Below are 15577 nucleotides of genomic sequence, written 5' to 3'. Positions count from 1 at the left end.
ATGAATGCCGCCATTCGCCAGTACCTGGTCATCACCGGCAACTACTGGGCCTTCACCCTCACGGATGGAGCCCTGCGGATGCTGGTGGTACTGCATTTCCACCAGCTGGGTTACTCACCCCTGGAAATTGCCCTGCTGTTCATCTTCTACGAGTTCTTCGGGGTGGTAACCAACCTGGTGGGCGGTTATCTGGGGGCCCGTATGGGCCTGAACCGCACCATGAACATCGGGCTGTTCCTGCAGATTGTGGCCCTGGCCATGCTGGCGGTGCCGGCGGCCATGCTGACCGTGCCCTGGGTGATGGCGGCACAGGCGTTGTCCGGCATTGCCAAAGACCTGAACAAAATGTCCGCCAAGAGTGGCATCAAGTTGCTGGTGCCGGATGAGCAACAGGGCACCCTGTACAAGTGGGTGGCCATTCTCACCGGCTCCAAGAACACCCTTAAAGGGGTAGGTTTCTTCCTGGGTGGCGTGCTGCTAATGGCGGCCGGCTTTACAGGTGCCGTGGTGATCATGGCGGTGGCTCTGGGGCTGGTATGGCTGGCCAGCCTGTTCCTGCTTAAACAGGAGCTGGGCAAGAGCAAGGCCAAGCCCAAGTTCACCGATATTCTGTCCAAGAGCCGGGCGATTAACGTGCTGTCTGCCGCACGAATGTTCCTGTTCGGCGCCCGGGATGTGTGGTTTGTGGTGGCGTTGCCGGTTTACCTGCACACGGTATTTGGCTGGGACCACTGGAAAGTGGGCGGCTTTATGGCCAGCTGGATCATCGGCTATGGCTTTATCCAGACCATAGCCCCCAGGATTACCGGCAACATGGAAGGCAAGAAACCGGCGGTACTCTGGGCGGCGTTCCTGGCGCTTATCCCGGCAGCCATTGCCGGTGGCCTGATGGCGGGCTGGTCGCCACAGGTGGTCATTGTCGGGGGGCTGTTGCTGTTCGGCGTGCTGTTTGCCATCAATTCCTCCCTGCACAGCTACCTGATTGTCAGCTATGCCCGGGGCGACGGCGTGTCGCTGGATGTGGGGTTCTATTACATGTCCAACGCTGCCGGCCGGTTGTTGGGTACTATCCTGTCCGGTTGGGTGTATCAGGTGTATGGGCTGGAGGCCTGTTTGTGGATTTCGGCGGGGCTGGTGGCCATGGCGGCTCTGTTGTCAATGCTGCTGCCTGAGCGGCGGCAGGTGATGGCCTGAGTGGGTATTAAAAACGCACCACCAGGCCAGCACTGGCTTCTACCTGCAGGTATCCGCTGCTGCGGAACTTGAGCTCACATCCCCCGGAGCAGAACACCGAGCCGCCCGAATCCAGGGCGGTGTAGACACCCCGCAGGTCCAGTCGCAGGCGCAATTGTTCACTCAGGAAAAACTGGTAGCCGCCGCCGAGCGACAGGGCGGCTCGGTGGTGGGTGTCGTAACTGGAATCGTCCGGTTCCAGCCGGGTAACGCCCAGCACGCCGGAGACAAACCCGCCATAGGTTTTACCGCCCGGAAAGTAGAGCCCGCCAAACTGCAACTGGTAGATGGTCAGGTCGATGGAGCGGGTGCCCGGTGCGAACAACCCGTTGTCCAGCCTGGCCGAGGTGCTTTGCCGGCCAAAATAGAGCTCCCCCTGTTTGCCGGCTTCCGGCAGGTCGAAGTTGACCACCAGCCCATGGCTCACGGAATCGCGAAAGCGGATCTGGTCATCGGTGCTGGCGCCGGCCGTCTCGATATCTACCGAGCCACCCATGCGGTAACCGGCAAAGGGTGACAAACCGATGTCTGCCGCCGCCGGTGATGAGGCCAGCGCCAGGGTGAGTGTGACAGCGGTGAGGGTTCGAATGTTCATGGGCGCCGATACTCTGCGGTGGGTTACTGGCAAGATGGTGTGCAATGGTGTAACCATTACAGATTCGGCAGACCCTGCCAATAGGGCTGAACAAACCGTGTAAAAGGGAGGTGTTATGTCTGAACCCCAAGTGGTTGTGATTACCGGTGCCAACCGTGGCATTGGCCTGGAACTGGCCCGGCATTACGCGCGGGAGGGCTGTGAGGTGATCGGCGTATGCCGGCAGTCCTCGGACGAGCTGGCCGCGGTTGCGAACCAGGTGATTGACGGGGTGGATGTCACCACCGATGCCGGTATTGACGCACTCAAAACCGGCCTTGCGGGCAAGTCCATCAGCCTGCTGATCAACAACGCCGGGCTGTTGCAGGATGAACAGCTGGGCAGTATCGATTTCGATTCCATCCGCACTCAGATGGAAATCAACGCCTACGCACCCCTGCGGGTCACCGAAGCCCTGGTGCCGCAAATCCGTGAAGGCGGCAAGATCGCCAACATCACCAGCCGCATGGGTTCCATTGCCGACAACGACTCCGGCGGCCGCTACGGCTATCGCGCCTCCAAGGCGGCCCTCAACGCTTTTGGCAAATCACTGGCAGTAGACCTGAAACCACGGGGCATTGCGGTGGCTCAGTTGCATCCCGGTTATGTGAAGACCCGAATGGTGAATTTTGGTGGTTTGATCACTCCGGAAGAGTCCGCCAAAGGGCTGGCCGAGCGCATTGCCAACCTGAACCTGGAGAACTCCGGTTCGTTCTGGCACAGCAACGGTGAGGAACTGCCCTGGTGAGCCGGTTTTGACGGGCCTGTTGCTGGATCAGGTCAGCGTTGGTGCCCTTACCGGGGTGTCACTGGCGGTACCCGCTGGCCGGGTAGTCTGTGTGTCCGGGCCATCCGGCAGTGGTAAAAGCCGGTTATTGCGGGCAGCGGCAGACCTGGAATCCCACGGTGGAGAGATTTCCCTGAATGGCACCAGCCAGGGCGCGGTGCCGGCCCATCAGTGGCGACGCCAGGTGGTGATGGTGCCGGCGGACAGTCAGTGGTGGTTTGACGAGGTGAGTGCCCACTTTCCCGAAGGGGCTGGCGAACGGCTGCCTGCCGCTTTGGGGTTCCCTGCGGACGTGATGGCCTGGTCGGTCAGCCGGCTGTCATCCGGTGAACGGCAGCGGCTGGCATTGTGGCGGGCATTGGCCCTTAAGCCACAGGCGCTGTTGCTGGATGAGCCGACGGCGAATCTTGATGGCGACAGCACCCTCAACATTGAAAACTGGCTGCTGGACGAGATTCAGCGCCAGCAGATTGCAACTTTATGGGTAGCCCACGACCCGGCCCAGATTCGCCGCGTGGCGGATGCCCACTATGGGATTCGCGGAACGGCACTGGAGCCCGAACATGGAAGTGATTGATCTGGCCTGGTGGAAGCTGGGGCTGGCGGCGCTGCTCATCCTGGCGTTGGCATTAACCAGTCATATGGCCCGGCTGGGTGTGTCCCGCAGTCTGTTGATTGCCACTGTCCGCACGGTTATCCAGCTGGCCCTGATTGGGCTGGTACTGGAAGCGCTCTTTGCCTCTTCGGCGTTCTACTGGATTGCCCTGCTGGCGCTGATCATGCTGTTGGTGGCTGGCCGGGAGGTGGTGGCGCGCCAGGGCCGGCGCCTGCGTGGCTGGTGGGCGTTTGGCATCGGTACCGGGGCCATGTTTGTGTCCTCTTTTACTGTGACGGTGCTTGCGCTGACGGTGGTGATAGGCCCCGACCCCTGGTATGCGCCCCAGTACGCCATTCCGTTGCTGGGAATGATGCTGGGCAACACCATGACCGGTGTCAGCCTGGCCCTGGATCGCCTGAATGACTCGGTGTGGCGCCAGCGGGCAGTGATCGAGAACCGGCTAATGTTGGGCCAGACCTGGCAGCAGGCGTTGGAGGATATCCGCCGGGACGCCATGCGCAGTGGCATGATGCCGTCCATCAACGCCATGGCTGCTGCCGGGATTGTCAGCCTGCCGGGCATGATGACCGGTCAGATTCTGGCGGGCAGCCCACCGGCGGTGGCGGTGAAATACCAGATTCTGGTGATGCTGATCATTACCGCCGGCACCGGTTTTGGAGCCGTCATGGCGGTGGGCTGGGGTGGTCGCCGGCTGTTCGATGAGCGGGAGCGGCTGCGGCTGGATCGTTTGATAGAACCCTGACCGGGCACCAAAGTAGCATGGGTACTCGAGCGGTTTTGGGGCTAGGCTTGGGCTTCACCCGCAATAAAGACAACAAGATGATCGGACTACTGCAACGTTATCCCCTGCCAGTGATTGTATTGGCACAACTGTTTGGCACGTCCCTCTGGTTCAGTATCAATGGGGTCTGGTTATCCCTGGCTGGTGAGCTGGGGCTGGCGGAATCGGATCTGGGGCGGCTTACCCTGTCGGTTCAGGCCGGATTTATTGTCGGTACGCTGACCCTGGCGGTTACCGGGCTGGCCGACCGTTTTGGCGCCAGTCGGATTTTTCTGGTCTCCAGCGTCCTGGGCGCCCTGGCCAATGCCGGTTTTGTCCTGGTTGCGGGGGTGTTTCCGGTGGATAGCCTGTTGCGGTTCGCCACTGGCCTGTGCCTGGCTGGTATCTACCCTCTGGGCATGAAGTTGGTCATTGCCTGGACGCCCAAGCACGCAGGCGCCGCTTTGGCGTGGTTGGTGGGCATGCTCACGCTGGGGACTGCGCTGCCTCATTTAATGCGGGGTGCAACCCTGGGCCTGCCGTGGGAGTGGCCGTTGCTGGCGGCGTCGGTTCTGGCGCTGGCGGGTGGATTGCTGGTGTTCCTGCTCGGTGATGGCCCGCACCTGCCCAAAGCCAATGGCGGGCTGCCCATCACTCAGGGCCTGGCAGCCCTGCGAATTCCCCGGTTCCGGGCGGTGGCCGGCGGTTACTTTGGCCACATGTGGGAGCTCTATGCGTTCTGGACCCTGGTGCCGTTACTGATTGCCCGGGAACTAAACCGACTGGGGCAGGGTGAGGCGCTGGTGCCCTGGCTATCGTTCGTGGTGATCGGTATCGGCGCGGCCGGTTGCATTGGCGGTGGCCGGCTTATTCGGACCCGGGGTAGTGAGTGGGTGGCGCGGCGGGCGCTGATGGTCTCCGGGGCGCTGTGCCTGCTGTACCCCTGGTTGCACGGCCTGTCGCCAATACTGCTGATCGCTTTACTGATGATCTGGGGCATTGCCGTGGTGGCGGATTCGCCCCAGTTCTCGGCTCTGGCGGCGGCTACCGCACCGAAAGAAACGGTCGGTTCCTCACTGGCGGTGATGAATGCCGTCGGGTTTGGTCTGACGCTGCCCGCTATCTGGATCACCAGCGGGCTCTGGAGCCCCTGGGGGGTGTGGGTGGCGCTGCTGTTGCTGCCGGGGCCGGTATTCGGATTGCTATCGCTGGGCCGAGGCAAGGCGCCAGCCTGATACAATAGCCCGATTCAGCCGCCCCATCTGTTACGGATCGCCATGACCCCGCGAATTCTTCTGTTGTCCGCCTACGACGCCGCCAGCCACCAGCGCTGGCGGAACCAGCTGGTGGCGATGTGTCCCGACTATCACTGGCAGACCCTGACGCTTCCTCCCCGGTTCTTCCAGTGGCGCATTCGCGGTAACCCGGTAAGCTGGCTGGCCGAGCCATGCCTGTCACAACCCTGGGACCTGATAGTCGCCACGTCCATGGTGGATCTGGCCACCCTGCGGGGTCTGCATCCCCAGCTGGCAACCACTCCGTGCCTGCTCTACATGCATGAAAACCAGTTTGCCTTTCCGGTGAGCGAACAGCAGCAGGGTCGGCTGGAGCCGCAGATGGTGAATCTATACAGCGCGCTGGCTGCGGACGCGGTAGCGTTCAACAGCGCCTGGAACCGTGACAGCTTCTTGAGGGGCGTTGACGCCTTACTGAACAAAATGCCCGATGCGGTGCCGCCGGGGGTGGTGCAGGCTTTAACAGAGAAATCCCGGGTGCTGCCGGTGCCGATTGAAGACCGCCTGTTTGTCGACCAGGGGCGCGCCTTGAACTGGCGGTGCCCACACCTGCTCTGGAACCATCGCTGGGAATACGATAAGGGGCCGGATCGCTTGCTGACGTTTTTGCAGACGCTGGCGGGCCGGTCCATGCCCTTTCGTTTGAGTGTGGTGGGTGAGGGCTTCCGCCGTTACCCGGAGGCATTTGACCGGATCCACCATCAATTTGCTGGTTACATCGAGCACTGGGGTTATATGGACAGTCGCGATGAGTACGACCGGTTGCTGCGCGAGGCAGACGTTGTTTTGTCCACAGCTTTGCACGACTTCCAGGGCCTGGCGGTGCTGGAAGCCATGGCGTCGGGCTGTGTGGCCCTGGTGCCGGACCGGCTGGCGTACCGGGAGTATGTGCCCGAGCATTGCCGTTACCGGAGTGATGAATCGAGCCCGGAAGAGGAAGCCAGGGCTGGGGTTAACTGCCTGGAACAGATCATGGTGGATAAACCCGCTTCTACTTCCCCTGATGCCTGGCGGGCGTCTCGGTTGGCGGGGCGTTACCAGGCCCTGCTGGATGACCTGATTGCTGGCCGTTAGGTTGGTCTGGCGCCAACTTGCGGGCCTCACAGGCCCTGCCTAGACTGGATATTATCCCGCCGTTTCAACAAGGATGGTATCCATGGAGTTCCGCACCCTCGACGGCAACGAAGCCGTTGCCTCAGTGGCCTATCGGTTGAGTGAAACCATCGCCATCTATCCGATTACTCCGGCCTCTGTCATGGGGGAGCATGCCGACGACTGGGCGGCCCTGGGCAAAACAAACGTTTGGGGCCAGGTACCGGGTGTGGTGGAAATGCAGTCCGAAGCCGGCGCGGCCGGCGCCATGCACGGCGCCTTACAGGCGGGCTCACTGGTGACTACGTTCACTGCCTCCCAGGGCCTGCTGCTGATGTTGCCCAACCTGTATAAAATTGCTGGCGAGCTGACGCCGTTTTGCATGCACGTGGCCGCCCGCAGCCTGGCCACTCACGCCTTGTCGATCTTCTGTGACCATTCCGATGTCATGAGTGCCCGGGGTACCGGCTTCGCCCTGCTGGCCTCGGGTTCAGTGCAGGAAGCCCAGGACATGGCCGCGATTGGTCACGCAGTTACGCTGGAAAGCCGGGTGCCGGTAATGCACTTTTTCGACGGCTTTCGTACCTCCCATGAAATCGCCAAGATTGTTCCGCTCAGCGACGATGAACTGAAAGCATTGGTGCCTTATCAGGGCATCGAGGCACATCGTAACCGCCGGATGACGCCCGACCACCCGGTGCTGCGAGGCACCTCACAGAATCCCGACGCCTTTTTCCAGTCCCGGGAAGCGGCCAACCGGTTTTATCAAGCCTTCCCGGACCATCTGGAAGCGGTGATGTCCCGCTTTGCCGACGTCACCGGTCGGCAGTACAAGCTGTTCGATTACGTTGGGCATCCGGAAGCCGAGCGGGTGCTGATCCTGATGGGTTCCGGGGCGGAATGTGCCCATGAAACCGTGGAATGGCTGATGGCCAAAGGCGAAAAAGTGGGTGTGCTCAAAGTGCGCCTGTTCCGGCCGTTTGCAACGGACTGCTTCCTTCAGGCGCTGCCGGATACCGTGCAACATCTGGCCGTGCTGGACCGCACCAAGGAACCCGGCGCCCAGGGTGAACCCTTGCTGCTGGAAATCAGCGGCGCCCTGATGGAGGCGTTCAGCCGGGGTGAGCGTCCCAATCTGCCCCGGGTGATCGGCGGGCGTTATGGCTTGTCCTCCCGGGAGTTCACGCCGGCTATGGTCTGCGCGGTGTTTGAGCAACTGCAGGAGCCGGCACCAAAAACCCGCTTTACCGTGGGAGTGCGGGATGACGTTACCCATTTGTCGCTGGAGGTGGACAGCGAGCTGGATATCGAATCGCCGGAAACCCGGCGGGCGCTGTTTTTTGGCCTTGGTGCCGATGGCACGGTCAGCAGCAACAAGGCCAGCATCAAGATTCTGGGCGAGGGCACCGATCTGTTCGCCCAGGGGCACTTTGTTTACGATTCCAAGAAATCCGGTGCCACCACCGTCTCCCATCTGCGCTTCGGGCCGCATCCCATTCGTTCCAGTTACCAGATTAGTCAGGCCCAGTTTGTGGCGGTGCACGCGCCGCAGTTTCTGGAGAAGTTTGATGTGCTGGAACACGCTGCGCCAGGGGCGACGGTGCTCTTGAATGTGCCCTGGCCAGCAGAGCAGGCCTGGGACCAATTGTCGGTGGAAGCCCAGCGGGTGCTGGTGGAGCGCAAAGCCAGATTGTTCGTGATCGACGCCGCCAGCGTGGCCGAACAGGCCGGGCTGGACCGGCGAATCAACACGGTGATGCAGGTGTGCTTCTTTGCCCTGGCCGATATCCTGCCCCGTGACGAGGCCATTGCCCATATCAAGGAATCCATTCGCCAGACCTGGGGCCGGCGCGGGCCGGAGGTGGTGCGGCGCAATGTGGAGGCGGTGGATTCCGCCCTGGATAATCTCCACGAAGTGCCGGTGCCCGGTTCAGTAACCGCCACCCGGACCCGGCCCCCGAGAGTGCCGGAGCATGCCCCGGACTTCGTGCAGAAAGTTACCCGGCTGCTGATGGATGGCCAGGGCGATAAACTGCCGGTCAGTGCCTTCCCGGTGGATGGCACCTGGCCCACCGGCACCAGCCAGTACGAGAAGCGCGCCATTGCCCAGGAGATTCCGATCTGGGAATCGGACCTGTGCGTGCAGTGTAATTTCTGCACCATGATTTGCCCGCATACCGCCATTATCAGCAAGGTATTCGAGCCGGACAGTGCTATAGATGCTCCCGATAGCTTCCTTGCGGTACCGGAAACCCACACGCCGGAGCTGGAAGGGCTGGACTACCGGGTTCAGGTGGCGCCGGAAGACTGCACCGGCTGCGGCTTGTGCGTGGAAGTGTGCCCGGCGAAGGATCGTACCCAGCCCAAGCGCAAGGCCATCAATATGCGCCCTGTTGAGGAGCATTTGGAAGTTGAGGCCACGAATCTGGCGTTTCTGCGCAACCTGCCGGATGTACCCCGAGACCGAATTCCCCGGGACTTCAAATCCTTACCGCTTTTGATCCCCCTGTTCGAATATTCGGGGGCCTGTGCCGGCTGCGGTGAAACCCCTTACATTCGGTTGCTCACCCAGTTGCTGGGCGACCGGCTGATGATTGCTAATGCCACCGGCTGCTCCTCCATCTATGGCGGCAACCTGCCGACCACCCCTTACACGGTGAATGCCGATGGCCGGGGGCCCACCTGGAACAATTCGCTGTTTGAGGACGCCGCAGAGCTGGGCCTGGGTATGCGTATGTGCCTGGGCAAACTGGCTGGCCGGGCCAGGCAGTTGCTGGAAGATATGAAAGCGCAGCTCCCTGTTGAACTCTACCAGGCCCTGACCAGCTCCTGTGTCACTCTCGACGAGAGCGCCATGGCGGCCCGGCGCGCAGCCGTCGTCCAACTGCGTAACTGGCTCGAAAGCCAACAAGGCTCAGAAGCGCAGGAGCTGGATAACTTGGCGGATGAACTTTGTCCCAAGAGCGTCTGGGTGATTGGTGGCGACGGCTGGGCCTACGACATCGGCTACGGCGGGCTGGACCATGCGCTGGCTTCGGGCCAGAACATCAAGCTGCTGGTACTGGATACCGAAGTCTATTCCAACACCGGTGGCCAGCAATCCAAGGCCACGCCCATGGGGGCGGTGGCCAAGTTTGCGGCAGCCGGCAAGGAAACCCGCAAGAAAGACCTGGGCCTGCTGGCCATGAGTTATGGCCATGTTTACGTGGCCCAGATCGCCATGCAGTCCCACAGTAACCAGGCCACCAAGGCGTTGCAGGAGGCCGAGAGTTTTGACGGCCCGGCGTTGATCATCGCCCACAGCCCCTGCATTGCCCACGGCTACGACCTGGTGCACTCCCCGGCGCAGCAGAAGCGGGCGGTGGACAGCTGGGCCTGGCCGCTGTACCGGTTTGATCCGCGCCGAATAGAGCAAGGCCTCCCGCCGCTGCAACTGGATTCCGTGCGCCAGAAAGTGCCCATGAAAGCCTATATGCAGGAAGAGGCCCGCTTCCGCATGCTGGAACTGCGGGACCCTCAGCGCTATGAATTGCTGGTGGCCAAAGCCAGCGAGGCCGCGAAGGAGCAACGGGAGCTGTATATGCAGCTGGCCGGTATTCATTTTGAAACCCATGACCCCGTGAATGAAAAACCTGCGAGGGATCGAGAGCGCCATGACTGACCTGACAACCCGCTGGCTGGGCCTGGAGCTGAAATCGCCCCTGGTGCTGGGCGCCAGCCCACTGACCGATGAGCTGGATACCCTCAAGGCCTGCGTGCAGGCCGGCGCCGGGGCGGTGGTGATGCACTCGCTGTTTGAAGAGCAGCTGGTGGCGGAGCAGATGGCCGCGCATCGGTTTATTGATTCCCGTATCAACATGGATGCTGAGGCTCGCTCGTTTTTCCCGGAATCCGAGATCTTCGAGATGGGCTCCGGCAGTTACCTGCAACGGCTGCAACAGTTGAAAACGGAGCTGGGGGTGCCGGTGATTGCCTCCCTCAACGGCATTTCTCCCGGCGGCTGGACTCAGCACGCCAGGGAATTGGAGCAGGCCGGGGCCGATGCCATCGAGCTCAACCTGTACGACCTGGCCACTGATGCCGGCGATACCGCCGATACCCTGGAACAGCGCCAGCTGGCGGTGATTCGTTCGGTCGTAGAGCAGGTGTCGGTGCCGGTCAGCGTTAAACTCTCGCCTTTCTACTCGGCATTGCCGGCGTTTGTGGCGGGCGTTGAGGCGGCAGGGGCCAAGGGGCTGGTGCTCTTCAACCGGTTCTATCAGCCGGATATCGACCTGGAACAGCTGGCGTTGAGTCGTGAGGTGGTTCTTTCGACCAGTGCTGAGCTGCCACTGCGTCTGCACGCCATGGCCAGGCTGTATAACCGCACCGGCCTGGACATGGCAGCGTCTGGGGGCGTTCACACGGGCGACGATGCCGCCAAAGCGATCCTCTCTGGTGCCACGGTGGTACAGCTGGTTTCGACGGTTCTGCAACACGGCCCTGCCGCCTTCGAGCGGCTGGGGGGTGAACTCACCACGCGCCTGGCCAGCATAGGCTATCAATCCCTGCAGGAGGCCCGTGGCGCCTTGTCACTGGATAATGTGCCGGATGCCGGCACCTGGGAGCGATTGAACTATGCCCGGCTGCTGCACGGATGGCAGTCGTCCCGATAGGGAGCCAGGGCCGGGATGCATACCGGCCCTGAGCCATCAGCGGAACATCAGTGGCTCTGGTCCGGTACTTCCCGGATGCGGCCATGCTCATCTATGGCTACGTACACGAACAGGCCTTCGGTCACCTTGCGCGGGTTTTTAGAGGTGCGGTCGAGGGTCCACACCTCTACATTGATTTTCATGGAACTGCGGCCGATATCCACCAGCTCGCAGTAACAGCCCACCTGGGAGCCCACCCGCAAGGGTGAGAGAAATTCCATCCGGTCCATGGCCACGGTGGCATTGCGGCCCTGTGAAATACGCCCGGCCATGGTGGCGGCGGCAATGTCCATCTGCTTGACCAGCCAGCCGGCGAACACATCGCCGTTGGGGTTGGTGTCTGAGGGCAGGGGTACCACCTGCAGGGTGAGTTCCCCGCGGGGTTTGGGTTTGTCGTCATCGTATGCAGTCATGGGAGTCGCCTGTAGATACTTATGAGTTGTTTTCCCTGCATGGTAACGGGCTGGCGGCGTGCTGCAAGAAAATTTGAACAATGACGTCTATATTTCAAATGCTGTAACAAAGTTGTCACAGACACTCCTTAGGATGCACTCATCGGTAAAGCAGATCCATACACAACGTCCACCGATATTGGAGACTCAACGTGATGAAACTGAAAGCAGCTCTTGCCTCTGTTGCCCTGGCTGGCAGCATTGCGGCGGTATCTACCCCGGCCATGGCCCGTGATACCGTAAACATCGTGGGTTCTTCCACGGTTTACCCGTTCGCCACTGTGGTTGCCGAGCGTTTTGGTCGTAACACCGACTTCCCGACCCCGAAACTGGAATCTACCGGTTCCGGCGGTGGTCTGAAGCTTTTCTGCGCCGGTGTTGGCACCCAGCACCCGGACATCACCAATGCTTCACGTCGCATGAAGACCAGTGAGTTCCAGGACTGCCAGAACAACGGTGTGAAGGACATTACCGAAGTTCGTATCGGTTCAGACGGCATTGTGCTTGCTAACTCTTCACAGGCTGAGAAGATGGATATCTCCCTGCGCCAGCTGTTCCTGGCCCTGGCGAAAGACGTTCCCAACCCGCAGGGTGGCGAGAATCTGGTACCGAACCCCTATAAGAAGTGGAGCGATATCGATTCCAGCCTGCCGGATATGGCCATCAGCGTAATGGGTCCGCCTCCGACTTCCGGTACCCGTGACGCCTTCGTCGAAATCGCTATGGAAGGTGGCTGCAAGACTTACGATTGGATCAAGTCCAAGAGCAAGGGCGATATGCGCGCCATCTGCCACAACATCCGTGAAGACGGTGCCTTCATTGAAGCTGGCGAAAACGACAACCTGATCGTTCAGCGTCTGGCCCGCGACACCGGCACCTTCGGTATCTTCGGCTACAGCTTCCTGGACGAAAACCGTGGTCAGATCCAGGCCAGCACCATCGGTGGCGTTGAGCCGACTCAGGAAACCATCGGTGACGACAGCTACCCGGTTGCCCGTTCCATGTTCTTCTACGTGAAGAAAGCCCACGTGGGTGTGGTTCCTGGCATCCAGGAATACGTCAACGAATTCACCAGCGAAGGCGCCTGGGGTGACAACGGCTACCTGGTAGACGTAGGCCTGATCCCGAACCCGCGCAACGTTCGTATGCAGGCGGCCAAGGATGCCAAGGCTCTGAAGTCCATGACTGGAAACGAGCTGTAAGATTCTGCAGCGAAAGGTCAGGGATGATCGAAAATGAGAGGAACGCAGCCGGCAGGCTGCGTTCCTTTGTTGTATTCAGTAAAGATCCTTCGGGTTTGCTGGCACAATAGGTCAGCGTGAAACCCTTTCAGGAAAGAGACAGTTATGCAATCGGCCAATTTGTTGCCTATCGTTCTGGTGCTCGCAGTGGTGGCGTACAGCCTCGCCTATATGCGATCGCGCGCCGTGGCGGAGCCTCTCGGTGGTATACGCAATCTCAAATCACTGCCGTTTTACTATGCTGCACGGGCGGCATTGTGGTGCGGAATTCCCGCGTTGATTACGCTCGCTTTGTGGGCGGGCTTTGAAGGCAAGGTTATCCAAAATATTGTGATCGGGTCCCTGCCTCCGGAGGCCATGCCCCAGTCGGCCGGGCAGGCCAGCCTGGTAGTTTCCCAGATTGGCAATGTCGCGGCGGGCAAGCTCAACCCGGAGTTCGTGCCGGAGCATATTGCAGGTGCTGCGTCGTTACTGGAGACGTTGCGTGACCAGAGTAAGAATTTCAAAACGATACTGGTGCTGTTGATTGCGGTGCTGGGTGCGGTTGTTGCCTGGTTCCGGGTAGCGCCTCATATTAACGCCCGTGAGAGTGTCGAAACCACTCTGCGGAGAATCTTCTTTGTGTGCGCCGCCGTCGCAGTAATGACTACGGTGGGCATCATTTTTTCGGTGATCTTCGAGACCATCCGGTTCTTTGGCAAGGTGCCTTTCTGGGAGTTCTTCCTGGGTGCAAACTGGAGCCCGCAGACCGCGCTCCGGGCTGACCAGGTAGGTGCCGATGGCTCCTTTGGCATGATTCCGCTGTTTACCGGTACGCTGCTGATTTCTGCCATTGCATTGATCGTGGCCGTGCCGGTTGGTTTGCTGTCGGCGGTCTTCCTTTCCGAGTACGCCGGTAAAAAGGCTCGCTCTGTGATCAAGCCGCTGATGGAAATGCTGGCGGGTATTCCGACGGTGGTTTACGGGTTCTTCGCCGCCTTGACCGTGGCGCCGTTTATCCGGGACCTGGCCGAGACCGTAGGCCTCAATGCGTCATCCCAGAGCGCCCTGGCGGCTGGCCTGGTGATGGGTGTGATGATTATCCCGTTCGTGTCCTCGTTGTCTGACGATGTGATCAACGCGGTGCCCCAGACTCTGCGTGACGGCTCTCTGGCTCTCGGTGCCACCCAATCTGAAACCATGAAGCAGGTGATCTTTCCGGCAGCGCTGCCCGGCATTATGGGCGGTATTCTGCTGGCCGCTTCCCGCGCCATTGGTGAAACCATGATTGTGGTGATGGCCGCAGGCCTGGCAGCCAACCTCACGGCCAACCCGCTGGATTCTGTCACCACCGTCACCGTACAGATCGTCACCCTGCTGACCGGCGACCAGGAATTCGACAGCGCCAAGACCCTGGCAGCCTTTGCCCTGGGCATGATGCTGTTCGTGGTGACACTGATTCTGAACGTGATTGCTCTCAAGATTGTGCGTAAATATAGGGAACAGTATGACTGATCAACGCTCCCAGGCGGAGATTGTCCGCCAGTCCCTGAAACGCCGGTATCGCAAGGAACGGCGGTTCCGCGCCTACGGTATGTTGGCCATTGCCATCGCCCTGTCGGCCCTGGTGATCCTGTTTGCCGATATCATTGGCAAGGGCTACACCGGGTTTATCAAAACCACCATTACGCTGGATGTGCATCTGGATGGTGAGGCCATGTATCTGGACGATCCTACCGATGCAGACCAGCGCTCCATGGCCGATTTCAATGCACCGATCATCACCGCCCTCGGTGATCTGATTCCGGGTGTTGAGGATCGTGCTGCCCAGCGCGAGCTCAGCCGGCTGGTGGGAAGTTATGGCGCCAATCAGATCCGCGACCTGCTCCGTAGCCAGCCGGAACTGTTGGGCACCACTCAGACCCTGACCTTCCTGGCCCACGATCGTGTATCGGTGTATGTAAAGCATGCCGACAACGATAATTACAGCGTTCGACTGTCTGAGCGCCAGATTGAATGGGTGGACTATCTGGTGGAGCGTGGCGTTATCCAGACGGCGTTCAACGACGTATTCTTCCAGTCTGGCGATTCCCGGGAGCCGTCTAACGCCGGTATTCTGGGCGCTATCATCGGTTCATTACTGACCATGGTGGTGACCCTGCTGATTGCCTTCCCTGTCGGGGTGGCCGCAGCGGTCTATCTGGAAGAGTTCGCGCCCCAGAACAAGCTGACCGATTTCATCGAGGTGAACATCAACAACCTGGCGGCGGTGCCGTCGATCATCTTCGGTCTGCTGGGTCTGGCGGTGTTCATCGGGTTGTTTGGCATGCCCCGTTCGGTGCCGGTGGTGGGTGGTCTGGTACTGGCGCTGATGACGTTGCCTACCATCATCATCTCCAGCCGTGCCGCCATCAAGAGTGTGCCGCCCTCCATTCGCGAGGCAGCTGAGGGCATCGGGGCTTCCAAGATGCAGGTGGTGCTTCACCATGTGGTACCCCTGGCGATGCCGGGCATGATGACCGGTTCCATCATCGGTATGGCGCAGGCGCTGGGTGAGACTGCCCCGTTGCTGCTGATCGGGATGGTCGCATTTATTGTGGAGATTCCGGACGGCTTCTTCAGCTCCGCCACGGTACTGCCGGTACAGATCTATCTGTGGGCAAGCAGCGCGGAACAGGGTTTTATCGAATTGGCGTCAGCGGGCATTATGATCCTGCTGACCTTCATGATCAGTATGAATGCACTAGCCATTTGGCTGCGCAAACGTCTTGAGCGCCGGTGGTAAGGAGAG

The 15577-nt window shown here is 60.5% G+C and carries 13 protein-coding genes; 11 read left to right on the top strand and 2 right to left on the bottom strand.

Annotated elements, in window-relative coordinates:
- The gene (arsJ, locus tag RVM24_RS15065; protein ID WP_061330880.1) at window positions 1–1194 is read left to right on the top strand and encodes an organoarsenical effux MFS transporter ArsJ; all 1194 of its coding nucleotides are present in this window, start codon (window positions 1–3) and stop codon (window positions 1192–1194) included.
- 7 nt (window positions 1195–1201) lie between these two features.
- Here arsJ and RVM24_RS15060 read toward each other — a convergent pair whose 3' ends face one another.
- Window positions 1202–1828, bottom strand: a complete 627-nt coding sequence (locus RVM24_RS15060; protein WP_058091567.1) for an outer membrane beta-barrel protein — start codon at window positions 1826–1828, stop codon at window positions 1202–1204.
- A gap of 115 nt (window positions 1829–1943) precedes the next feature.
- Between RVM24_RS15060 and RVM24_RS15055 the strand changes: the two genes are divergently transcribed.
- The 7 genes from RVM24_RS15055 to RVM24_RS15025 all read left to right on the top strand — a co-directional run bounded on the left by RVM24_RS15055 (window position 1944) and on the right by RVM24_RS15025 (window position 11075).
- On the top strand, window positions 1944–2615 hold the full coding sequence (locus RVM24_RS15055) for an SDR family oxidoreductase (protein ID WP_061330879.1): 672 nt from the start codon (window positions 1944–1946) through the stop codon (window positions 2613–2615).
- 7 nt (window positions 2616–2622) lie between these two features.
- The gene (locus tag RVM24_RS15050) at window positions 2623–3231 is read left to right on the top strand and encodes an ABC transporter ATP-binding protein (protein WP_061330878.1); all 609 of its coding nucleotides are present in this window, start codon (window positions 2623–2625) and stop codon (window positions 3229–3231) included.
- Window positions 3218–4015, top strand: a complete 798-nt coding sequence (locus RVM24_RS15045; RefSeq protein ID WP_061330877.1) for an ABC transporter permease — start codon at window positions 3218–3220, stop codon at window positions 4013–4015. The genes RVM24_RS15050 and RVM24_RS15045 overlap by 14 nt, the downstream gene beginning before the upstream one ends.
- 17 nt (window positions 4016–4032) lie before the next feature.
- Complete coding sequence (locus RVM24_RS15040) at window positions 4033–5268, top strand: MFS transporter (protein WP_286921187.1); 1236 nt, start codon at window positions 4033–4035, stop codon at window positions 5266–5268.
- 42 nt (window positions 5269–5310) lie between these two features.
- On the top strand, window positions 5311–6402 hold the full coding sequence (locus RVM24_RS15035; protein ID WP_286921188.1) for a tRNA-queuosine alpha-mannosyltransferase domain-containing protein: 1092 nt from the start codon (window positions 5311–5313) through the stop codon (window positions 6400–6402).
- Between the two features lie 82 nt (window positions 6403–6484).
- Complete coding sequence (gene nifJ / locus RVM24_RS15030; protein ID WP_431474294.1) at window positions 6485–10081, top strand: pyruvate:ferredoxin (flavodoxin) oxidoreductase; 3597 nt, start codon at window positions 6485–6487, stop codon at window positions 10079–10081.
- The gene (locus RVM24_RS15025; protein ID WP_431474293.1) at window positions 10074–11075 is read left to right on the top strand and encodes a dihydroorotate dehydrogenase-like protein; all 1002 of its coding nucleotides are present in this window, start codon (window positions 10074–10076) and stop codon (window positions 11073–11075) included. Before nifJ ends, RVM24_RS15025 begins: the two co-directional genes overlap by 8 nt.
- Window positions 11076–11122: 47 nt before the next feature.
- Here the strand turns inward: RVM24_RS15025 and RVM24_RS15020 are convergent, their stop codons facing one another.
- Window positions 11123–11527, bottom strand: a complete 405-nt coding sequence (locus RVM24_RS15020; RefSeq protein WP_061330874.1) for an acyl-CoA thioesterase — start codon at window positions 11525–11527, stop codon at window positions 11123–11125.
- Between the two features lie 191 nt (window positions 11528–11718).
- On the opposite strand from RVM24_RS15020, the gene RVM24_RS15015 reads away from it, so the two are divergent.
- The 3 genes from RVM24_RS15015 to pstA all read left to right on the top strand — a co-directional run bounded on the left by RVM24_RS15015 (window position 11719) and on the right by pstA (window position 15571).
- Entirely contained in the window at window positions 11719–12768 is a 1050-nt protein-coding gene (locus RVM24_RS15015) for a substrate-binding domain-containing protein (RefSeq protein WP_061330873.1), read from the top strand.
- A 144-nt stretch (window positions 12769–12912) separates the two neighbouring features.
- Entirely contained in the window at window positions 12913–14301 is a 1389-nt protein-coding gene (pstC, locus tag RVM24_RS15010; RefSeq protein WP_138435950.1) for a phosphate ABC transporter permease subunit PstC, read from the top strand.
- Window positions 14294–15571, top strand: a complete 1278-nt coding sequence (pstA, locus tag RVM24_RS15005) for a phosphate ABC transporter permease PstA (RefSeq protein ID WP_061330871.1) — start codon at window positions 14294–14296, stop codon at window positions 15569–15571. Before pstC ends, pstA begins: the two co-directional genes overlap by 8 nt.
- Window positions 15572–15577: the final 6 nt, after the last annotated feature.

It is taken from the genome of Marinobacter sp. KM021, assembly GCF_050707965.1.
Taxonomy (GTDB): Bacteria; Pseudomonadota; Gammaproteobacteria; order Pseudomonadales; family Oleiphilaceae; genus Marinobacter; species Marinobacter shengliensis.
Note: the sequence above shows the minus strand (reverse complement) of the source record. Positions and strands in the feature narration are given on the sequence as shown.

Coding starts and splice junctions, on each gene's coding strand:
- arsJ (WP_061330880.1), top strand. CDS start 1: ATGAATGCCGCCATTCGCCAGTACCTGGTCATCACCGGCAACTACTGG.
- RVM24_RS15060 (WP_058091567.1), bottom strand. CDS start 1,828: ATGAACATTCGAACCCTCACCGCTGTCACACTCACCCTGGCGCTGGCC.
- RVM24_RS15055 (WP_061330879.1), top strand. CDS start 1,944: ATGTCTGAACCCCAAGTGGTTGTGATTACCGGTGCCAACCGTGGCATT.
- RVM24_RS15045 (WP_061330877.1), top strand. CDS start 3,218: ATGGAAGTGATTGATCTGGCCTGGTGGAAGCTGGGGCTGGCGGCGCTG.
- RVM24_RS15040 (WP_286921187.1), top strand. CDS start 4,033: ATGGGTACTCGAGCGGTTTTGGGGCTAGGCTTGGGCTTCACCCGCAAT.
- RVM24_RS15035 (WP_286921188.1), top strand. CDS start 5,311: ATGACCCCGCGAATTCTTCTGTTGTCCGCCTACGACGCCGCCAGCCAC.
- nifJ (WP_431474294.1), top strand. CDS start 6,485: ATGGAGTTCCGCACCCTCGACGGCAACGAAGCCGTTGCCTCAGTGGCC.
- RVM24_RS15025 (WP_431474293.1), top strand. CDS start 10,074: ATGACTGACCTGACAACCCGCTGGCTGGGCCTGGAGCTGAAATCGCCC.
- RVM24_RS15020 (WP_061330874.1), bottom strand. CDS start 11,527: ATGACTGCATACGATGACGACAAACCCAAACCCCGCGGGGAACTCACC.
- pstC (WP_138435950.1), top strand. CDS start 12,913: ATGCAATCGGCCAATTTGTTGCCTATCGTTCTGGTGCTCGCAGTGGTG.
- pstA (WP_061330871.1), top strand. CDS start 14,294: ATGACTGATCAACGCTCCCAGGCGGAGATTGTCCGCCAGTCCCTGAAA.